We start from the raw sequence: 19,432 nt of genomic DNA on the forward strand, positions 1-19,432 counted from the left end.
AGCTTTTGGGTTTCTTTATTTCAAGTGCAACTTTGAAATCACATTCGGTTGCTTCAGCAATGAGCTGTTCTATCATAAAATCCCTCCTTTGAGGTATTGGTAGTTTCTTTATATTATACCCATAAGGAGAGTTTATTTCAACGATAGGCACAAAGAGTTCAGAGAAAATATTTTGAGAGGAGAGTTTTTTATGGCAACTACAAGAATCGTGCCGCTTCATGTCGGCAAAGGCCGCACAGAGAGTCGGGCGATCAGTGATATCATCGACTATGTGGCCAATCCAAAGAAAACAGATAACGGCAGGCTCATTACCGGCTATGCGTGTGACAGCCGGACTGCGGATGCGGAGTTCCTTCTGGCAAAGCGGCAGTACATTGCCGCTACCGGACGAGTGCGTGGCGCAGATGATGTGATTGCCTATCATGTGCGCCAGTCCTTCCGCCCTGGTGAGATTACCCCGGAAGAAGCAAACCGGCTGGGCGTAGAATTTGCAAAGCGTTTTACTAAAGGCAATCATGCCTTTGTGGTCTGCACTCATATAGAAAAAGCCCACGTTCATAATCACATTATCTGGTCATCGGTCAGCTTAGAATATGACCGGAAGTTCCGCAATTTTTGGGGCAGCACCAAGGCGGTTCGTCGGCTAAGTGACACCACCTGTATTGAGAATGGACTGTCCATTGTAGAGAATCCGAAACTTCACGGAAAGAGCTATAACAAATGGCTGGGCAATCAGGCAAAGCCCTCTCACCGAGAGCTGTTTCGTGTGGCGATTGACAACGCATTATCACAAAGTCCTGCTGACTTTGAAGAACTGCTGAAGCTGTTGCAAGAGTATGGGTGTGAAGTCTCAAAGCGCGGAAAATCGTATCGACTGAAGCTCTCTGGTTGGGAGAAAGCCGCCCGCATGGACAGTTTGGGCGAAGGATATGGATTGGAAGATTTGCGGGCAGTTCTCTTAGGGAAGAAAGCACATACCCCGCGAAAGAAAACAGTCACACAGGCAGAGCCGCCGAAGGTCAATCTGCTGGTGGACATTCAGGCAAAATTGCAGGCTGGAAAAGGTGCTGGCTATGCTCGATGGGCTAAAGTTTTTAATCTGAAACAAATGGCGCAGACCATGAATTACCTGTCAGAGAACAATCTACTGGAGTATGCGGTTTTGGAAGAAAAGGCTACGGCTGCCACGGCACATCACAATGATCTTTCGGCGCAGATCAAAGCGGCTGAAAAGCGCATGGCAGAGATTGCTGTTCTGCGTACTCACATCGTAAATTATGCCAAGACCCGCGAGACCTATGTGGCATACCGCAAGGCAGGTTATTCTAAGAAATTCCGGGAGGAACACGAGGAAGAAATTCTGCTCCACCAGGCTGCTAAGAATGCCTTTGATGAGATGGGCGTCAAGAAGCTGCCCAAGGTCAAAGAGTTGCAGACAGAGTACGCAAAATTGCTGGAAGAAAAGAAAAAGACCTATGCCGAGTATCGGCGTTCCCGTGAGGAAATGCGGGAGCTTTTAACGGCAAAGGCCAATGTGGATCGGGTGCTGAAAATGGAGGTAGAACAGGATGTTGAAAAAGAAAAAGACCACGGCCAGCGGTAAGCTGGTCCTGGTCAAAAGCGTTCGCAGAACGCGCAGCCACAGAATGAAATTCTGTGTTCAAAGGGGCTTGGGGGCGCTGCCCTTAACAAGCAAGCGGAGAGGAAAATCACAAAGGGATTTTCTTCTCTGCGGGCCTGTGTGTATTAACACAGGCATTGCTTGCCAGTATTATCCCGAATCTGGACTCGTAAAAACATGAACGGGCTATTTTCTTGAATTTCGTTCAGGCGTGTGTTATTATAAAATCAGTAAGTCAAAACTAACCGATTGGAGGGATGTGTGTGGACAAACCAAACTTTAATCAAGACTGGTACGGTATGCAGGCCAAAGTGTTATCGCAGAGAGATGATTGTGTAGTCGTTGATTATGGCTGCAATGGCCGTGGTATCGTGAAAAACTATAACCTATTTGAGGGGATACAGCTTTGTTTCCTCGATTTTGAGACGGATGGGGCTATGAAAGCTCAAAAGTTTAATCCAGATATTATTCAGATCACGCACTGCCAGACCGGCCGGTATGAATGTGAATTTGCTAACCACACTGTATCGTATTTGCCAGAGGGCTATTTTAGCGTTGCGGAAACAGAGCATTTGCCGGTTTCCTTTTCTTTCCCTTTGGGAAAATATTACGGCGTCAGCCTCGTCATTGACCGTCAGGCGCTTTCAGATGGAACACGCCGGATGATGCAGACAATCCCTATTGACCTTGATAAAATAGGAACAACGCTGGGACTTGAAATACGGTGGTATGTCAGTGATACCCCAGCGCAGTTGAAGCATCTGTTTTCAGAATTATATTCTGCCGCTGAGACGGAGCCAATCGGCTATTTCAAAATTAAGGCTATTGAACTCCTGTACCACATGGATCAGCTAACGCAGATTAACGGGTGCGACTTGAAGTATTTTGATAAGAAACAAATACAGTCTACAAAAGCAATCCGGGAATATCTTGTTTCTCACTTGGACGAAAAAGTGTCTTTGGAGCAGATGGCAAAAGAAGCGCATTTGAACCTATCTGTTTTTCATTTGGTTTTTTCCCATATCTATGGAGACACGCCGTATGCCTATCTCAAAAAATACAAAATGAATTTAGCAGCTCAGTGGCTTTCGGAAAATAAAATGAAAATCGTGGATATAGCTTTGGAACTTGGATATAGTAACGCAAGTAAGTTCGCAAAGGCTTTTCAATCTGTCTATGGGATGTTGCCAAAGGACTATCGAAAAAAATAAATAGGAAGAATGGGCTGTTTTCTGCGTCATCTCAAAGGAATGGAGCAGAAAAAATTGCGCAGGCAGATATAATGAGCTGGTGCGGTTGGTTTATGCTAACCCATCAGCTTTTTATTTAGGAGGTGGTCTCCCTGCTTGCCATAGATACTCGAATCAAGTTGCTTCTGTTTTTGCTCATCAACTTCATGGTGTTCGGCTTGAAAGATTTTGTCCTTGGCAGCGTATGTTTTTCCTTTATCTGCATCCTCTCGTGCCTGATGGGAAAGAAAAAGATCGTGTTGAAATATATCGTCTTTTATGTGGTGATTGCGGCTATACAGCAGCTTTGTATCTACCTCCCCCAAGCCATCGAAACTATTTTGTTGATCTTCACATTGTTTATCCGGGTGATGATACCCGTGGTACTCTTTGCCTCAACCTTTATCGCTACAACGAAAGTCAGCGAATTGATTGCGGCTATGTACTCGCTAAAAATTCCTCGGAGCATTACCATTACATTCGCTATGGTGCTACGCTTTTTCCCTACTTTCAGTGAGGAGATTCACAACATTTATGACGCGATGAAGTTAAGAGGCATCGCCCTTTCGTGGAAAAATGTATTCACGCGCCCCATGCTCATTCTGGAGGCAATCACTATCCCCATCGTGATGCGCTCTGCCTCGATTGCAGAAGAATTATCTGCTTCTGTGGTGACACGAGGCATTGATAATCCGGCACAACGAACTTCGTTCATTCAGTTAAAAGTCCATGCTAAAGATTGGATGGTACTGTGCTTCTTAACCTTGAAACACAAAAAGAGCATTATGAATCTTACATACGCTCCAATGACGAGTGGAAATATGCCGGGTTATATTTTGATGAAGGTATATCCGGTACATCCATGCGCAAGAGAGATGGACTTAAAAGGTTGGTAGATGATTGCGACAAAGGATTGATTGATATTGTGCTTACAAAATCAATCAGTAGGTTTTGCAGAAATACCACGGACTGCCTTGCCATTGTCAGAAAAATGGGTAATATCGGTGTAACCATTATTTTTGAAAAAGAAAAGATTGATACCAGTTCGATGGATAGTGAACTTATGCTTTCCATTCTTGCTTCTATGGCAGAGGAAGAATCGGTATCCATTTCGGAAAACACTAAATGGAGCATCAAGAAACGCTTTCAGGATGGTACTTATGTAATTTCGTATCCGCCCTATGGATATGCCAATGTGGATGGTGAAATGGTTATTGTGCCGGAAGAAGCTGAAACCATCAAAAAGATATTTGCAGATTTGCTTGATGGAAAAAGTACGCACAGGATTGCCGAAGAATTAAATGACCTTGGTATTCATACCAGAAAAGGCCCTAAGTGGAATGCAAATACCATCAACGGAATTATAAAAAATGAGAAATATACAGGTGATGTTATTTTTCAGAAAACATTTACGGATGATGGATTCAAAAGACACAGAAATAATGGTGATTATGATCAATTTTTCTGTGAAAATCACCATGAAGCTATTATCAGTCATGAGATGTTTGAAAAAGCAAATGAGTTACTTTACCAAAGGGGTAGAGAGAAGGGCAATGGAGAAGACACTTCCAAATACCAGAACAGATATGCTTTTTCAGCAAGAATTGTATGTGGGTGCTGTGGCAGGCATTTTAAACGCAGACAGCATTACAAACCAAGTGGTAATTATATCGCATGGACTTGCGCCGGAAGGCTTGATGATGTTAATTCCTGCACCATTAAGTACATTGCAGACGATGCCTTCAAGGATGCATTTGTGCTGATGATGAATAAGCTGGCATTTGCCTTCGACAAGATTTTAGTTCCTTTTGAAAAGGAATTAAGGAAGATGGCTATGGCGGATAACGGGGATAGGATATCAGAATTGGAATCTGCTATGGAACAGAACATGGAGCAGAGAACTACCCTTGGCACTTTGCTCAACCAGGGTTATCTCGATAGGCCTGTGTATCTTAAAAGTATAAATGCTTTGGTGCAGGATTATGATAATCTGGCCACGCAGAGAAATATGATTTTAAGGGTGGACACTGAAAGCTACGACATGATTGAGCAGGCACAGAAACTGATAGCATTTCTTAAGAAAAATAAGGAAATCGCCGAATATAGTGAGGAACTTTTTGATGACCATGTAGATACTATTAAAGTTCTTTCAAGAGATGAAATACAGTTTAATTTGCGATGCGGTTTAGTATTAACAGAAAGGTTGTGATGGCATGAGACCAGGACATGTTCCATATGGCTATAGAATAAAAGATGGTGCGGCTGTTATACATGAGGATGAGGCAAAAAATGTTGAGAAAATATATGAATTATATTTATCCGGCATGGGGCTTCAGGGTATAGCAGATACACTTGGACTTGATTTGTTTCACGGTGGGGTTTCAAGAATTATCACTAATAAAAAGTATCTTGGAACAGGCTTTTATCCAAAGATTTTGGATGAAGAAGTATTTAATAAAGCTTCCGAAGAAAAACAAAGACGAGCAGTAAAATTGAAACGAACAGACAGAATAAAGGTGGCCACAAAAGAGCCAGCCTGTTATAATTTTGTAATGGGTTATTTGTATTCAGAAGACGAAATGTATTATTCTATTTCCCAGCATTTTACCAATGCTCTTAGAAGAATGCCACTGAATATTGATACATGGACAGCCATCCTAGGATTAGAAAAGAAACTAAAGTCAATGGTCAGAAAACAGATAATGAAAAATTATAGTCTTGAATTAATTGACTATGATATGTGGATTGATATTTTTGAAAAAATAGGTGCATCAGGAACATTAGACACATATGATAAGTTTATAGCTGATTCTATGAATGAGTACAAATGTGATGTTGACATGCTTGACGTATGCAGTATGGATGTTGCTGTTAGCATTATTCAGTTTTACTGGGAGGAATGGTTTAGTCAATTCTTTAATAACGACTCATGGGATAAGTGGGAATATAAACTAAGATTGTGCGCAAGTGCCAGAAACCCTATGGCTCATGGTCATGAAGAATTTTTGTCAACAGAAGCCAAAGCAAGTGTTAATGAGCATTGTGATTCAATTATTAAATTGTTATCAAAAACAAATGCATGCGTGGATGTTGCAACAGAATTAAAGAAAGAAGAAAATATCAAGAAGTCAAATGTTAGAAGACGATATTATGCTATGTCATTTGATAATGTTAGCGCTGAGTTACAAGGAAGAAATTGCGTGATGACTGCAGCAGAGCAAAACAATAAGGGTATAAAAGGATTCATATCTTTAGATGGTAAAAATTATAATTGCACTGTTGGTAAGAATAAGTGGCTTCAAAAGTATCCTGGAACTCCTATAAGTACTCATGTTGGAAATGATTATAATGTTACAATTACATTGGTAAATGAGACTCAAAACACATTACAGATTGAACTAGCCTAGCCCAATGTAAAATTGAACTAGGCATTGTGAACTATTGATATTTACTAAGAGCTTTTTCGTGTGCATTCTTAAAACGGTTTCTTAAATACTCAGGGCTGATAATTTCTGCGTCAGCACCGAATGAGAAGAAATAATTAAATATCTGCTGTTGTGTGCAGTCAAAAACGTAAATATCATCGTTGGAAAGTGATTCTATTTTTTCAGGACGCGAATAAAGTCTTGATTGGTAGGATTGCTTTCCTTTTTTTGTTAATCTGACACTTATTTGCTCTGGCTTTCCAATGAGGTATGCAGGGGAGTAATTTGCTATCTGTGAATCGATATTAGCGATTTCCTGCTTGTTGAGATGGAAAGCCTTAGTAAGCATAGTTGGTGAACTAATTCTAGCCATTGAGAAAGATGCTACAATTTTATCTTTTTCTTCATCTTCTGCTTTTCTCGAATAACATACAAGGTATGCTTGAGTGTGGAATGGATCTGGAACAATCTTATATGGATATACATAGAAGAGTTGGTCTTTACCATAGTAATTTGCTTTTATCTTCAAAATCCTCTTTTCAGAGCATGCTTTTTCTATGGTCTCATATATATCTTTTCTGTATATACGTTCTCTTTTTATAAAAGGAAGAGAACAATACTCTTCAATAACAGAACGAATATATAAACCAGGACGTCCGTAGTATTGCTCCTCATCACAGTCTTCAAGAAGATATTCAACATTGTTGTCATTGATATGATACAACTTACTTTCGCCTTTTGAATTACTATATTCTGCTATTTTTGACTGTATCTCTTTTTTTTCTACTGTTAAAATTTGATCTATTGCTATTTTTTTACTAATGGCATCAAGCTTTGCTCCGGTAAATAATCTATCTAGTTCAAGTTCTCTTTGTTGTAAATATAAAGATATAGAAGATCTAGCCTCAGACTTGAAGTTGTTAAAAACGGTATTTATAAAGGTTGCTGCCTTAGGAGTCCCAAATACATCCATATCTTCTGCCATGGTAAGCTTTGCTCTATCGCTTAAGGCAATTCGTATTTTTTGTTCTTCGTTGATTAATGGATAATCATTTTCATCAATAAATCCCATAAAAAACACCTCTTTTCACTATATTGTTACGATAAAGGTAACACAAAATAAAGAATATTACAATAAAAATATTGAATACAGAACATAGATGAATTGAAACTGTTCACTGGTGGTTACCTATACAAGGGAGTATATTATAGACAAGCTCAGTTGAACAATCGAATTAAGAACACTAAACAATTTTATCAATTTAATTTTATGGAGGAATTTATTATGAGAAAAGAAAGTATTTATGAAGCAATGCAGAACGACATTATGAATGCTAACATTAGCGAAGAAGACAAGAACAAGATGTTAAAGAATGTTATGAGACTTAAGGATCAGAAGGTGAACATTATGATTACGGGAGCTACTGGCTGCGGCAAGAGTTCTACTATCAATGCAATGTTTGACACCGAGGTTGTCAAGGTTGGAGTTGGCGTTGACCCTGAAACAATGGAAATTGAGAAGTATGAATTAGACAACCTAGTATTGTGGGATACTCCAGGACTTGGCGATGGTAAGAAGGCAGATAATAGACACGCCAAGAATATTATTAAGAAGCTTTCAGAAGTAGATGAGAATGGAGATGCACTTATTGATTTGTTTTTGGTTATCCTTGATGGCGGCACCAGAGATTTAGGAACTTCATATGAACTCATTAACAGTGTTATTATTCCTAACCTTGGCAAGGGAAAGGAAAACAGAATTTTGGTGGCTATCAATCAGGCAGATATGGCGATGAAAGGACGCAATTGGGATTACGATAAGAATGAGCCAAACCAGCAACTGGTGAACTTCTTGGAGGACAAGGTTCGATCGGTAAGAGACAGAATATACGAGGCAACAGGCGTTAGAATCGAGCCAATATATTACAGTGCGGGATACAAGGAAGAAGGAGGAGAGCAAGGTAGACCGTACAATTTATCAAAACTCTTGTATTACATCGTTAAGGCTACGCCTTCCGAGAAAAGAGTGGTATATGCAAACAATATTAATGAGGACGCAGAAATGTGGAAGGATGACGATGAATTGCTTGATTATGGTGAGGAAACCAGAAAGAGTATCTTTGAATCCATCACAGAGGGCGCTTCTAAGGGAGCAGACATTGGTGGTGCTATTGGCGGTATATTTGGCAGCATTGGAGAGACTATTGGCCGTGGCATTGGAACTGTTGTTGGTGGTGTTATTGGTTTTATCGGTGGCTTGTTTGGATAAGGAGGTTCATTATGAATAGATTATATAGAGTAGATGATATAGATAGAAATTTAAGAGTGGCAAGATTTAGACCTTTGGATGTACTTGTGGTTGGTGGTACGGGGGCTGGCAAGTCCTCTACCATTAATGCACTGTTTGAAAAGGAGGTGACAAAAGTAGGAAGAAATTGTGATCCTGAGACCATGCATATTGGTTCAATGGAATTAAATGAACTCTTACGATTTTGGGATAGTCCTGGGCTAGGTGATAATGTAGAGAGTGACAGAAGATACTCAAGGGATTTAGTTGACTTATTGTACAAAGATTATTATCTGGATGATAACAGATATGGGTTGATTGATACCGTGCTCGTGATACTTGATGGTTCGGGTAGAGATATGGGAACAATATACCGTTTGCTGAATGAGGTGGTTGCACCAAATTTTCAGATTGACAGAGTTTTAGTTGCTATTAATCAGGCAGATATGGCGATGAAAGGAAGACATTGGGATGAGAATCTAAATTGTCCGGATAGTGTTTTGTTAGATTTTTTAGAGGATAAGGCGAACTCTGTTCGAAGCAGACTTGCCGAAGCTACCGGAACAAGGGTGTCAAGACCTGTTTATTATTCTGCCGAAAGGGGATACAACGTTGAAAAGTTATTAGATATGGTAATAGATAATATGCCGAGAGAAAGGAGAAAATTGGTGGCATAAGTAGTTGTTAATTGTTTGTTTCATTATACGAGGAGGAATTGATTATGTCAGTATGGGATTGGGTAATTATTATTGCTAAGATTTTGGAGTTGATTGCAGGAGGCATGAGCAAGCCACAGGCTATTGCAAGTGCAGCAAGTATGTTTAATGTAAGTGAAAGCGAAATATGGAGATATGGTGGATTTTGATAAAATGTTACTTACTAGGTAACAAATAATAAGAAAATGAGGTGATAAGTATGTAAATAGATAACAGAAATGCGGGTTTATATAACTCTTGTAAGTTACTTATACTGATGCTATATTATAATTGTTCGATGCGAAAACACGACATTACCAATTAACATTATTCTTATTTTTAAGGAGGAAACTATTATGACAAGTAGAGAAAAAGGTTTATGTAACGGAATCATTCATTCAGCTAGTGCGGCTGCTGCAGCCGTAGGTGGAGGCTTGGCTCAGGTGCCAGCAAGCGACAACCTAATCATTACTCCAATCCAGTTAACCATGGCAGTGTCATTGGGAAAGGTATTTGGAATCACGTTAGATCAGAGCGCAGCTAAAGCGGCGGTGGCCAGTGCGGCAGCAGCGACTGTTGGTCGTACAGCATCTCAAGTACTTGTTGGTTGGATCCCAGGCGTGGGAAATATTATTAACGCAACTACAGCAGCTACGATAACAGAGGCCATTGGTTGGATTATGGCAAATGAGTTTGCAAGTCAGAGTGCTTGTGCATAGTAAAGGAGGAATTTGTATGTTGTTTTTATTACCAGCGTTGGCGGTCGTCGCAGAAACCGCAGCAGCAGTTACAGGAGGAGTTATCGCATCAGCAGGCACAATTGGAGCAACAGTAGCAGCAGGAACTGCAACCATCGGAGGGTTAGCGGGAACGCAGCAGCCGGAGCAGCAACCACGATTGGTATTGAAGCGGCAACAGCAACTACATTAGGAACCATTGCAGCAGGTGGAACCACTACAGTGTTAAATGTGGGAATAGCAGAGGCAGGCAAGAGCCTAGTAACATCAGACTAAGGAGGTACTCGTTATGGTATTGGGATTATTAAAAAAAGGTGATGAAGTATTAAATGTAACCAGTGATTTTGTGGCAATTAAGAGAAAGAAAGGTGATGTAGATATTATTCCGATTTTAAAAGATGGAGACAGTTGGCGAGTAGATTTTGAGAACATAGTAACTATAGGATATGGTGATAATACCGTGACATTTGAGAATGAAAATGGAGTCCAGATAACAAATTTCTAGGAGGTGATGTTTATGGCGGGAACCAAAGATAATGCCGTTGTTGTGGTTATTGGAGATTTAACGAACGAGCAGGCTGCACAAATGACAAAAGAAATTATGAAAGTCAAGAGAAAGTATGCACCTAATGGGAGAGGAACCATAGCCTGCGGAAAGAAGAGCAATGTTGGAGGATTGCTTCAGTCCGGTAAACGAAAGCAGTTAGAAAGGAAGGGATGATATGGCTAGAGAAAGAGAGCATCAGGTTGTACAGAGAAAAGGTAAAGAGAGAGATTTGTATACTTGCCAGATTTGTGGCTCCACAGATCATGTAGAAGGGCATCATATTATGAATTATCAGTATGGAGGAGCTGCAAGTGTAGATAATATTGTAACTTTATGTCAGAAGTGTCATAAGCAGGTACATAGAGGAAATATCGATATTCTCAAAATTTAAAAGCAATGTCGGAAGTTCATAACCGGTGTTGTTTGTGGATTTGCGAGATTGTTTTTGATTAGAAAGAGGTGTTTATTATGCGAAGAATCGAGATGAAAATATGCCGTGAATGTAAAAAGATGTATCGCTGGGAAAGCGGTGGTATTATTATGACTCCACAAGATCATATGGACATGGGGTTGTGTGAGAAATGTAGAACTAAAGCTAAGTTGAGAGCAATTGGAAGAATTCTTGGTGGGACCAAAAGAAAATAACAGAAAGGACGATTTTCATGGTAATGGATTATATAGATTTTATTGACTCAAAGGATATTCGAGATTTTAACAGAGAAACTTTTTTTCACCTGCAGAACTGTCCATTCTTGTGATTACTAGTATGCATACCTCGGTTGATATGAAAATAAATGCTTTGAATAATTTGATTGATGTACATGGTACAGAATTAGATCTTCCGTGGGGAGAAGTATCGGAAACAATAGTAAATAATATTGAAAAAATTTCTTTTTTTAGCGACCAGGTTTCCTGGATCAGTGATGAAAAGGGAATAAAAGACAGGAACAAGTTTTGAAGAAAAATCCTCTAAGAGATAGTGAAATACCTATTGTCTTAGAGGATTTTTTATTGAAAAATTTTAATATTTAAGAGTTTGTTTTTTCATTTTGACATTAACGCTAAGATTTCCTGTGGGTTCGTTTACTGACGTCCGGGAAGTGTCTGCTTTGGTGTTCAGTCACGGTCGGCTTCGTCAATTGCTGCGACAAAACGTTTTACGCTATTTGGATTGGATATGACAAAATTATGAGTAATACTTGAAGTAGCCATACGGACACCTCTCAGTTTTTGTGGCTTTTTTTGTGTATTAATTATACGATTGGCGAAGAAATGCGTCAATACGGAAAATAAGTATTGAAAATAGTTGGAACAAGTACTAAAATTAAGTTGGGACATTGAATGGAAGTTATGTTACGAGATAATAAGAATTGTAGGTGGAAGGTTTGAACATAGAAGCATATGATGCTGATTCATTGAGAAAAATGGTTAGGTTGCTTGAATATGAGAACAAGATATTAAAAGATAAATTGAAGAAAGCAGGCATTTCATATGAAGAGGTGAATCCTTTTGAAGAAAAAATAGAAAGTGCAGAAGAATATGACCTGGATCAAGGGAGTCGTATTGTAAATCCGCCATATATTACAGAGAAAATGGCAATACGTTTCTTTTCGATGTTTTGGGGAAGAGAAGATGTATATGCCAGACGGGGAAAGAACGGGGGTTATTTTCCACAATGTGCAAATCGTTGGAATGACCGGCTTTGTCCTAAACAACGTAAAGAGAAGGTATTTTGTGATGAATGTGAAAATACCAAATGGATAAGTCTGGATGTAAAAAAAATAATTGCTCATTTGTTAGGCACAAAAGAAGATGGATCAGATGTAATAGGTGTATATCCTTTACTGCCAAATGGAACATGCAGATTTATTGTATTTGATTTTGATAATCACGAAAAAGGAGCAGAGGTTACGGACTTTGCAAATACGGATAATGAGTGGCATAAAGAAGTGGATGCGCTTAGAAAAATGTGTGAGCTTAATGGTATCAGACCTTTAGTTGAGAGATCTCGATCTGGAAAAGGTGCCCATGTATGGATTTTCTTTAAAAAGGCAATACCTGCGGCAACAGCAAGGAATTTTGGATTTCTCCTGTTAGACAAGGGTTCAACTTCCATCAATCTGAAATCTTTTCATTATTATGATAGAATGTATCCTTCGCAGGATGTGGCAAGCAGCATAGGTAATTTGATTGCATTGCCATTACAGGGGCAGGCACTTAAAAATGGAAATAGTGCTTTTGTAGATGAAAATTGGAATGCATATCCTGATCAATGGGATGCTCTTTTCAATAAAACAAAAAAGCTGGGAATAGAAGATGTTGAACAATGCATGGCAAAATGGCAGGGAGAATTAGCAGAAGTCAGAGGAACGCTTACTAATATTGAGAAGAATGTCAGACCGAAACCATGGAAGAAGAAATGTGAGTTTTGTAAGTCAGATGTTGTGGGCAAGCTTCATATGGTATTGGGCAATGGAGTTTATATTGATACTCTGAATCTTATGCCAAGAATACAAAATCAGGTCCGTAGTTTGGCGGCATTTGATAATCCGGAATTTTACAAAAATAAAAGGCTGGGATATTCTAATTATTATAATTTCAGTGCTGTATATTTAGGTAAGGATATAGATGGATATATACAGATTCCGAGAGGACTGCGGGAAAATATTATACAGGAATGTGAAAAAGCAGGCATTTCAGTTGATGTTTCAGATCAAAGAGAAACAGGACAACCTATCAGAGTATCTTTTAAAGGTGATTTGCGAATGCAACAGGAATTAGCAGCAGAAAAATTATTATCACATTCAGATGGGGTTTTGAGTGCGGCAACTGCATTTGGAAAGACTGTAGTATGTAGTTACCTTATTGCAGAGCGAAAAGTAAATACGCTCATTTTGCTGCAAAGTAAAGATTTGCTTAATCAGTGGGTTGATGAATTGAATCATTTCTTAGAGATAAGAGAAGAACCACCGGAATATGAAACAAAAACAGGAAGAAAGAAAAAAAGAAATAGTGTGATAGGCGTTTTGCACGGAAATAAAAATACATTGACAGGGATTATAGATGTTGCAATGGTTGGTTCAATGTACAGCAGAGGAAAATTTAATGAACGGATTAATTCTTACGGAATGGTAATTATGGATGAATGTCATCACGCAGCTTCTAACACATCTATGGAATTATTGCAGAAAATAAATGCAAAATACGTATATGGTGTTTCTGCTACACCTAAACGTGGTGACAGTCTTGATCGGATCATCTATATGCTGTTAGGACCTTTGAGACATAGATTTACTGCATTGGAGAGGGCTAAGGAACAGGGGATTGGACATTATTTTGTCCCAAGATACACAAGAGTAGTTGATACTGCAGAAAGCAAGGATAATATTAATAAAGCATATAATTTGATTAGTACCAGTAAGGTGCGCAATGAAATGATCATAGATGATGTTATAACTTGTGTTGCAAGAAAACAAACTCCTGTAATTTTGACAAGATTTAAGGAACATGCAAAATTTTTACATGATGCCTTAAAGGAAAAAGCAGATCATATATTCCTTCTGTATGGGGATAATTCGGATAAGGAAAATGCTGAAATAAGAGTAAAATTAAAGCAGATACCTGAAAATGAATCGCTTATTTTGGTGGCAACTGGTCAGAAAATAGGAGAAGGGTTTGATTTCCCAAGACTGGATGTATTAATGCTTGCAGCACCTGTATCTTTTGAAGGACGCCTGGAACAGTATGTAGGTAGATTAAACAGAGATTATGTCGGAAAAGAAGCCGTTTATGTGTATGATTATATCGATTCGCATGTGCGTTATTTTGATAAAATGTATGCAAAAAGATTGAGAACATATAGGAAAATGGGATTTTCAATCTGGACGCAAGAGTTGCAACCTAAACAAATAATAAATGCAATATTTGATTCTGTAAATTATACCGAAAAATTCGAGCAAGATATTGTAGAGTCAGAAAAAATGGTGGTAATTTCCAGTCCGGATATCAGACAGGATAAAATTGACAGATTTTTATTACTAGTCAAGAAGAGACAGGAAGTAGGGGTAAAGGTCACAGTTATTACAACAGATCCGGAAGATATTACTTACGGAAAGTCAGATGTATGCTATGAATTAATCAGAGCAATGCAATTGGTAGGAATAAATGTGATAACAAGAACAGAAGTAGAAGAATGTTTTGCCGTTATTGATGATGAAATAGTATGGCATGGCGGGATGAATCTACTTGGAAAAGCTGATGTCTGGGATAACTTAATGCGTATCAGAAATTCACAAGTTGCAACGGAATTGTTGGAAATTGCTTTGGGATGTTCTGAGGAGAGGAGGAAAAGTGAATAAAAAGATAAAATGTGATATCTATACCAGAGTATCCACAACCATGCAGGTAGATGGCTACAGTCTGGATGCTCAGAAAGAAAAACTCAAGAGATATGCGGAATTTCAGAACATGGAAATCGTAAATGAGTATTCCGATGAAGGTAAGTCTGGAAAAAGCGTAGAGGGCAGACCGGAATTTCAGAGAATGTTGGATAATATTGAGAATGGAACAGATGAGGTGCAGTTTGTACTGGTGTTCAAGCTTTCCAGATTTGGTCGTAATGCGGCAGATGTTTTAAATTCTTTGCAGAGGATGCAGGATTTTGGAGTGAATCTGATCTGTGTAGAAGATGGAATTGACAGCTCAAAAGATAGTGGAAAGCTGATGATTTCTGTTCTGTCTGCGGTGGCAGAGATCGAACGAGAGAATATCCTTGTTCAGACAATGGAAGGACGTAAGCAGAAAGCCAGGGAAGGAAAAAGGAATGGTGGATTTGCTCCGTATGGTTATGAATTAGTAAATGGAGAATTGCAGATTGCAGAGGACGAAGCAGAGATTATTCGTCTGATCTATGACAAATTTATTCATACCAATATGGGAATCTCTGCGATTGCTGCATGGCTGAACCAGCATGGATACAAAAAGAAAAAACGACAGAATAATACACTGGACGCATTTGCCGCTTCATTTATAAAGGGCGTTCTGGATAATCCGGTATACTGTGGAAAGCTGGCTTATGGACGAAGGAAAAACGAGAAAGTTTCTGGTACAAGAAATGAATACCGCATTGTAAAGCAGGAAAATTATATGCTGCACGATGGTATCCATGAAGGGATTGTTTCAGAAACAGACTGGGAGCTGGCACATCAAAAACGGGAAAAAACAGGTGTGAAATATGAAAAGACACATAGTCTCGATCATGAGCATATTTTATCCGGAATATTGAGATGCCCATTATGTGGAAGTGGTATGTATGGAAACGTGAACCGAAAGAAAAAGAAAGACGGAACTTTATATAAGGATTATTTCTATTATGCCTGCAAACATCGTCGCCTGGTAGATGGTCATAAATGTGGATATCGTAAACAATGGAGTGAGGAGAAGATTAACAATGCAGTGGAAGAAGTTATTCGGAAGCTGGTGAAGAATCCTAAATTTGAAGAAGCAATTCTGAATAAAATCGGTTCAAGAATAGATACAGAAGAAATAGAAAAAGAGATTGAAAGACTGGAAAAACAGCACAGGCAGCTGACCGGAGCAAAAGGAAGACTTGGACAGCAGATGGATAGCCTGGATATCATGGATAAATTTTATGAGAAGAAATATCAGGATATGGAGACAAGGTTATACCGTTTGTATGATGAGATTGAAGGTGTGGAGAACAGTATAGAGGAAGTCAAGAACCGCCTGTTGAATATCCGGCAACAGAAAATATCAGAAGAAAACGTCTATCAATTTCTTTTGTATTTTGATAAACTATATGATAAGTTCACCGACCTGGAGAAGAAAGAATTTCTTAACAGTTTTGTAGAACAGGTGGATATTTATGAGCAGGAGCAGCCAGATGGCAGATTTCTGAAGCACATAAAGTTCCGTTTTCCGGTGTATTTCGGAGACCGGGAGACACAGGAACTTTGTTGGGACAACGAAAGTACCGTTGAGACTGTAGTATTGATGTCAAGAAAATAAAATCAAGTGCCAGAAAGCGGCGTATTTCCGGGCTTTTTCGGAAGTTAGGAATAGAAGCCTAACTCTTGAAAAAGCTCGGTTGTTTTATATGGAAACATATCTACCGCGAAATCTGTGTCAGGTTGTAACCTCGGATTAGATGTCACAATTTGAGACAGTGGATTAGATGTCAGGCATTTGGGGATGATTTTGGGAAAATGAAAACGGATGACAACCAATCCGGCAATTCGACCATTTGGGGTGTTTGTAGGCAGTGGATTAGATGGCAAGGAGGAATGAATGAGTGGCAGATATTAAATACCTGTTGAAATTTGGAAAGAGAGAACATTTGGAAAGTCTAGTAAGTGGAAATATATATTGTTCAAATGCAATTACTTTCTGGGGGATTGAAGATAAACTGAAAATCAAAGGACAAGGAGATATTCTTGAAGCTGGTACTAGAATGTTTGCTCAAAAAATGATAATGCAGCATCCAGATACCAAAGAGGTAATTGCAAAATGTGGAAAAGCAAATGGCTTGGTGAGAATAGAACCAGCAGAGAAAATGCCAGTTTTTTGTATGTTTGCTGTTTATGAAGACGATTGCAAAGTCGATATTACTGGAGCTTCAATCATCAATCTTTCAGATGATAAAAAACAGACTATTAGGGAACACTTCCCTAATGCTGATGCTGTTGCAGTAATTCCGAATCCTGAGGAATTTATTGAAGATGTTAAAAGAAGTATCGGTACTGAGATTAAGGCTGAAAAAGTCAATTATTTTCATATAGATAAAGGTTACGAAACCACCGATGGTGAAATAGCTATGGACATGGAGTATATGAAATATTTGATGCAAGATGCATCTCCAGAAAAAGTAGACGGAGGAATAAGATATACTTTTTATGCGGATTATGCATTTAGAGTTTTATTCTGCAAAGATGTATTTTTTGAGCAAGAACAGGAGTATAGAATAGTTCTCCCAAATGAGACTATAGAGGCTGGAAAGAGTTATCCCGTGCGGCTTTCAAAAGATTACGAAATAATTGATTTACATACTTTCTTTGATAATTAGAGGAGGGCGTAAACATGCCAACAACGATAGAAGTAAATAAACAAAGCGTGGAAGCGCTCCTGGGTAGCGGAAAATCAAAACCGTTTGTCATTCCTGAGTACCAGCGACCATATGCTTGGACGGATGAACAGGTAGAAACACTTTTTGAGGATTTATGGGATTTTACTGCTACAAGTGGCGGTACAGAAAGAGAGAGTTCCTACTTCCTCGGAAGTGTGGTTTCCTACGAAAATGAAGATGGTGAGCAGGAAATAATTGATGGACAGCAGCGTATTACGTCTTTGTTTCTGCTGCTACGTGCAATTTATACGAAGCTTGTTGCTACGCCTGCATCAGAGAGAACGGCAGAGGCCAATAACTTTATTGGAAAAATTGAGCCTACTATCTGGAGAACCAATAAACTTACTGGAACGGTGGATTTCAAAAATATCCTTTTGACCTCACGTGTTGTGAATAACGAAGGAAATGAAATTCTGCGATCAATCTTGGAAACCGGAAAAGCGGATGAGGATGCGAAAGATAACTATTCAAAGAATTATCGCCATTTTCAAGAGTTGTTTGATAAGCATTCCACAGAGAATCCATTGATGGTATATCAGTTTATCTATGCGCTCTTGAACCAGGCTATTCTGCTTCCTATCACAGCAGACACCCAGGATACTGCGTTGACTATTTTCTCAACGTTAAATGATAGAGGTCTTCCTCTGTCGGACGCAGATATTTTTAAGGCAAAGATTTACAACCAGCTTGCGCCGGATGATAAGAAGGCATTTATCGACCGCTGGAAAGATTTAGATGAGCAGTCTACAGATGCTAATGAAAGCATCCAGCAGCTGTTCTACTACAATATGTTTTATTATCGAGCACTGGATAAGGATACGAAGACGACTACTCCTGGTGTCAGGAAGTATTATGCGGTTAATAAGTTTGAACGCTTGTATAAGCCTGAATTGTTGGATACTCTTTTTGTTATCCTGAATCTGTGGAAGGTTGTAAACAAAGGAGAGGAACTTGAAGATGAAGCCTGGTCCAAGAATATTAAAATTAGGCAGACACTGGATATTCTGACTTCATATCCGAACGAGTACTGGAAATACCCGGTTGTTATTTACTATGTTTGCTACAGGAATGAAGAAAATTTTGAAACACGATTTGCTCGGTTCTTGAATAAGCTGCTCATGGAGCTGATGACAAAATACTTGATGATACCGACAATCAATGCTGTAAAGCCGGATATTCTGAAGCTGAATTCTGCAATTGTAGCATCGGATATACCTACGTTTGAATTTAAGACTGTCGATATGACACAGCTGGAGCCATATATCCAGAATCCGAATCGTAATGTAGTGCGTATGCTTCTGAAGACGCTTGCGTATGAACATCAGGATGATTTGCTTCCGGCTAAGTGGGAGATAGAGCATATCTTTCCACAGAAGTGGCAGACGAATTATTTTCCGGATGAGCCAGACGCAACCATCAAAGAGAAAATTGAGCATATAGGCAATAAGCTCCCATTCGAAAAGAAGCTGAACATTGTCGCTGGTAATGGATATTTTGGCAAGAAGAAAAAAGAGTACATAGCTTCCAAAATTGTAATTACTAAGGCAATGGGAACCTCTGATGTAATGGATTGGAACCTGGAATCCATCACGAAACGTGATATTCGTGTATCTGATGAGGTTGTCAAAATCATGAACAGATGGAATAACGAATATTTAAACACTCCGGTCAGCGAGGGTAAGGCGGGCGAACCATCTGAGGAAGAATTAGCTCAAATTGAGAAATTTAAAAAGAATGGCTGGATCTAGTG

Annotated in this window: 19 protein-coding genes and 1 pseudogene; 18 read left to right on the forward strand and 2 right to left on the reverse strand. The window is 39.1% G+C overall.

Features of this window, described 5'->3' with window-relative positions:
* Positions 1 to 220 (reverse strand): annotated as a pseudogene (locus tag ABHC48_RS01940) (AAA family ATPase); the annotation flags it as partial.
* Between ABHC48_RS01940 and ABHC48_RS01945 the strand changes: the two are divergent.
* The 5 genes from ABHC48_RS01945 (at position 191) to ABHC48_RS01965 (ending at position 6,257) form a co-directional block, all read left to right on the forward strand.
* A complete protein-coding gene (locus ABHC48_RS01945) occupies positions 191 to 1,603 on the forward strand; it encodes a relaxase/mobilization nuclease domain-containing protein (RefSeq protein ID WP_195699972.1) in 1,413 nt (470 codons plus the stop codon). The pseudogene ABHC48_RS01940 and the gene ABHC48_RS01945 sit on opposite strands and share 30 nt — an antisense overlap.
* A 281-nt stretch (positions 1,604 to 1,884) precedes the next feature.
* Entirely contained in the window at positions 1,885 to 2,832 is a 948-nt protein-coding gene (locus ABHC48_RS01950; protein ID WP_347505131.1) for an AraC family transcriptional regulator, read from the forward strand.
* A 122-nt stretch (positions 2,833 to 2,954) separates the two neighbouring features.
* Entirely contained in the window at positions 2,955 to 3,746 is a 792-nt protein-coding gene (locus tag ABHC48_RS01955; protein WP_272067003.1) for an energy-coupling factor transporter transmembrane component T, read from the forward strand.
* Entirely contained in the window at positions 3,647 to 5,059 is a 1,413-nt protein-coding gene (locus tag ABHC48_RS01960) for a recombinase family protein (protein WP_272067013.1), read from the forward strand. Before ABHC48_RS01955 ends, ABHC48_RS01960 begins: the two co-directional genes overlap by 100 nt.
* Before the next feature lie 4 nt (positions 5,060 to 5,063).
* Positions 5,064 to 6,257, forward strand: coding sequence for a recombinase family protein (locus ABHC48_RS01965; RefSeq protein WP_195699969.1), 1,194 nt, complete (start codon positions 5,064 to 5,066; stop codon positions 6,255 to 6,257).
* 31 nt (positions 6,258 to 6,288) lie between these two features.
* Here the strand turns inward: ABHC48_RS01965 and ABHC48_RS01970 are convergent, their stop codons facing one another.
* Complete coding sequence (locus tag ABHC48_RS01970; RefSeq protein ID WP_195699968.1) at positions 6,289 to 7,347, reverse strand: WYL domain-containing protein; 1,059 nt, start codon at positions 7,345 to 7,347, stop codon at positions 6,289 to 6,291.
* Positions 7,348 to 7,560: 213 nt separating this feature from the next.
* On the opposite strand from ABHC48_RS01970, the gene ABHC48_RS01975 reads away from it, so the two are divergent.
* From ABHC48_RS01975 to ABHC48_RS02035, 13 genes are all read left to right on the forward strand, one after another.
* Entirely contained in the window at positions 7,561 to 8,544 is a 984-nt protein-coding gene (locus ABHC48_RS01975) for a GTPase (RefSeq protein ID WP_195699967.1), read from the forward strand.
* An 11-nt stretch (positions 8,545 to 8,555) separates the two neighbouring features.
* Complete coding sequence (locus ABHC48_RS01980) at positions 8,556 to 9,239, forward strand: GTPase (protein ID WP_195699966.1); 684 nt, start codon at positions 8,556 to 8,558, stop codon at positions 9,237 to 9,239.
* A 44-nt stretch (positions 9,240 to 9,283) separates the two neighbouring features.
* Positions 9,284 to 9,427 carry a hypothetical protein gene (locus ABHC48_RS01985; protein WP_195699965.1) on the forward strand — a complete coding sequence of 48 codons (144 nt, stop codon included), beginning with the start codon at positions 9,284 to 9,286 and terminating at the stop codon, positions 9,425 to 9,427.
* Between the two features lie 186 nt (positions 9,428 to 9,613).
* A complete protein-coding gene (locus ABHC48_RS01990; protein WP_195699964.1) occupies positions 9,614 to 9,976 on the forward strand; it encodes a hypothetical protein in 363 nt (120 codons plus the stop codon).
* A gap of 12 nt (positions 9,977 to 9,988) precedes the next feature.
* Positions 9,989 to 10,270 (forward strand): hypothetical protein, encoded by a 282-nt coding sequence (locus ABHC48_RS01995; protein ID WP_195699963.1) that lies wholly within the window; start codon positions 9,989 to 9,991, stop codon positions 10,268 to 10,270.
* 13 nt (positions 10,271 to 10,283) lie between these two features.
* A complete protein-coding gene (locus tag ABHC48_RS02000; RefSeq protein WP_195699962.1) occupies positions 10,284 to 10,499 on the forward strand; it encodes a hypothetical protein in 216 nt (71 codons plus the stop codon).
* 12 nt (positions 10,500 to 10,511) lie between these two features.
* Positions 10,512 to 10,715, forward strand: coding sequence for a hypothetical protein (locus ABHC48_RS02005; protein ID WP_195699961.1), 204 nt, complete (start codon positions 10,512 to 10,514; stop codon positions 10,713 to 10,715).
* A 1-nt stretch (position 10,716) separates the two neighbouring features.
* A complete protein-coding gene (locus tag ABHC48_RS02010; RefSeq protein ID WP_195699960.1) occupies positions 10,717 to 10,932 on the forward strand; it encodes an HNH endonuclease in 216 nt (71 codons plus the stop codon).
* A gap of 77 nt (positions 10,933 to 11,009) precedes the next feature.
* Positions 11,010 to 11,186: a hypothetical protein gene (locus ABHC48_RS02015; protein WP_195699959.1), complete on the forward strand. Its 177-nt coding sequence runs from the start codon at positions 11,010 to 11,012 to the stop codon at positions 11,184 to 11,186.
* Positions 11,187 to 11,926: 740 nt separating this feature from the next.
* Positions 11,927 to 14,899, forward strand: coding sequence for a DEAD/DEAH box helicase family protein (locus tag ABHC48_RS02020; protein ID WP_195699958.1), 2,973 nt, complete (start codon positions 11,927 to 11,929; stop codon positions 14,897 to 14,899).
* Positions 14,892 to 16,568 (forward strand): recombinase family protein, encoded by a 1,677-nt coding sequence (locus ABHC48_RS02025; RefSeq protein WP_272067005.1) that lies wholly within the window; start codon positions 14,892 to 14,894, stop codon positions 16,566 to 16,568. The genes ABHC48_RS02020 and ABHC48_RS02025 overlap by 8 nt, the downstream gene beginning before the upstream one ends.
* A 283-nt stretch (positions 16,569 to 16,851) precedes the next feature.
* Positions 16,852 to 17,622, forward strand: coding sequence for a hypothetical protein (locus ABHC48_RS02030; protein ID WP_148461148.1), 771 nt, complete (start codon positions 16,852 to 16,854; stop codon positions 17,620 to 17,622).
* A gap of 14 nt (positions 17,623 to 17,636) precedes the next feature.
* Entirely contained in the window at positions 17,637 to 19,430 is a 1,794-nt protein-coding gene (locus ABHC48_RS02035) for a DUF262 domain-containing protein (protein WP_148461149.1), read from the forward strand.
* Positions 19,431 to 19,432: the final 2 nt, after the last annotated feature.

Origin of the sequence: Ruminococcus sp. 1001136sp1, assembly GCF_039841815.1 — a bacterium.
In the GTDB taxonomy this organism is placed as follows: domain Bacteria; phylum Bacillota; class Clostridia; order Lachnospirales; family Lachnospiraceae; genus Blautia_A; species Blautia_A faecis.

Bases quoted from the DNA above. Each gene is read 5' to 3' on its own strand.
- ABHC48_RS02015 (WP_195699959.1), top strand. From the start codon at position 11,010: ATGCGAAGAATCGAGATGAAAATATGCCGTGAATGTAAAAAGATGTAT.
- ABHC48_RS02010 (WP_195699960.1), top strand. From the start codon at position 10,717: ATGGCTAGAGAAAGAGAGCATCAGGTTGTACAGAGAAAAGGTAAAGAG.
- ABHC48_RS01970 (WP_195699968.1), bottom strand. From the start codon at position 7,347: ATGGGATTTATTGATGAAAATGATTATCCATTAATCAACGAAGAACAA.
- ABHC48_RS01980 (WP_195699966.1), top strand. From the start codon at position 8,556: ATGAATAGATTATATAGAGTAGATGATATAGATAGAAATTTAAGAGTG.
- ABHC48_RS01945 (WP_195699972.1), top strand. From the start codon at position 191: ATGGCAACTACAAGAATCGTGCCGCTTCATGTCGGCAAAGGCCGCACA.
- ABHC48_RS01965 (WP_195699969.1), top strand. From the start codon at position 5,064: ATGAGACCAGGACATGTTCCATATGGCTATAGAATAAAAGATGGTGCG.
- ABHC48_RS01985 (WP_195699965.1), top strand. From the start codon at position 9,284: ATGTCAGTATGGGATTGGGTAATTATTATTGCTAAGATTTTGGAGTTG.
- ABHC48_RS01975 (WP_195699967.1), top strand. From the start codon at position 7,561: ATGAGAAAAGAAAGTATTTATGAAGCAATGCAGAACGACATTATGAAT.
- ABHC48_RS02035 (WP_148461149.1), top strand. From the start codon at position 17,637: ATGCCAACAACGATAGAAGTAAATAAACAAAGCGTGGAAGCGCTCCTG.
- ABHC48_RS02005 (WP_195699961.1), top strand. From the start codon at position 10,512: ATGGCGGGAACCAAAGATAATGCCGTTGTTGTGGTTATTGGAGATTTA.
- ABHC48_RS01990 (WP_195699964.1), top strand. From the start codon at position 9,614: ATGACAAGTAGAGAAAAAGGTTTATGTAACGGAATCATTCATTCAGCT.
- ABHC48_RS02000 (WP_195699962.1), top strand. From the start codon at position 10,284: ATGGTATTGGGATTATTAAAAAAAGGTGATGAAGTATTAAATGTAACC.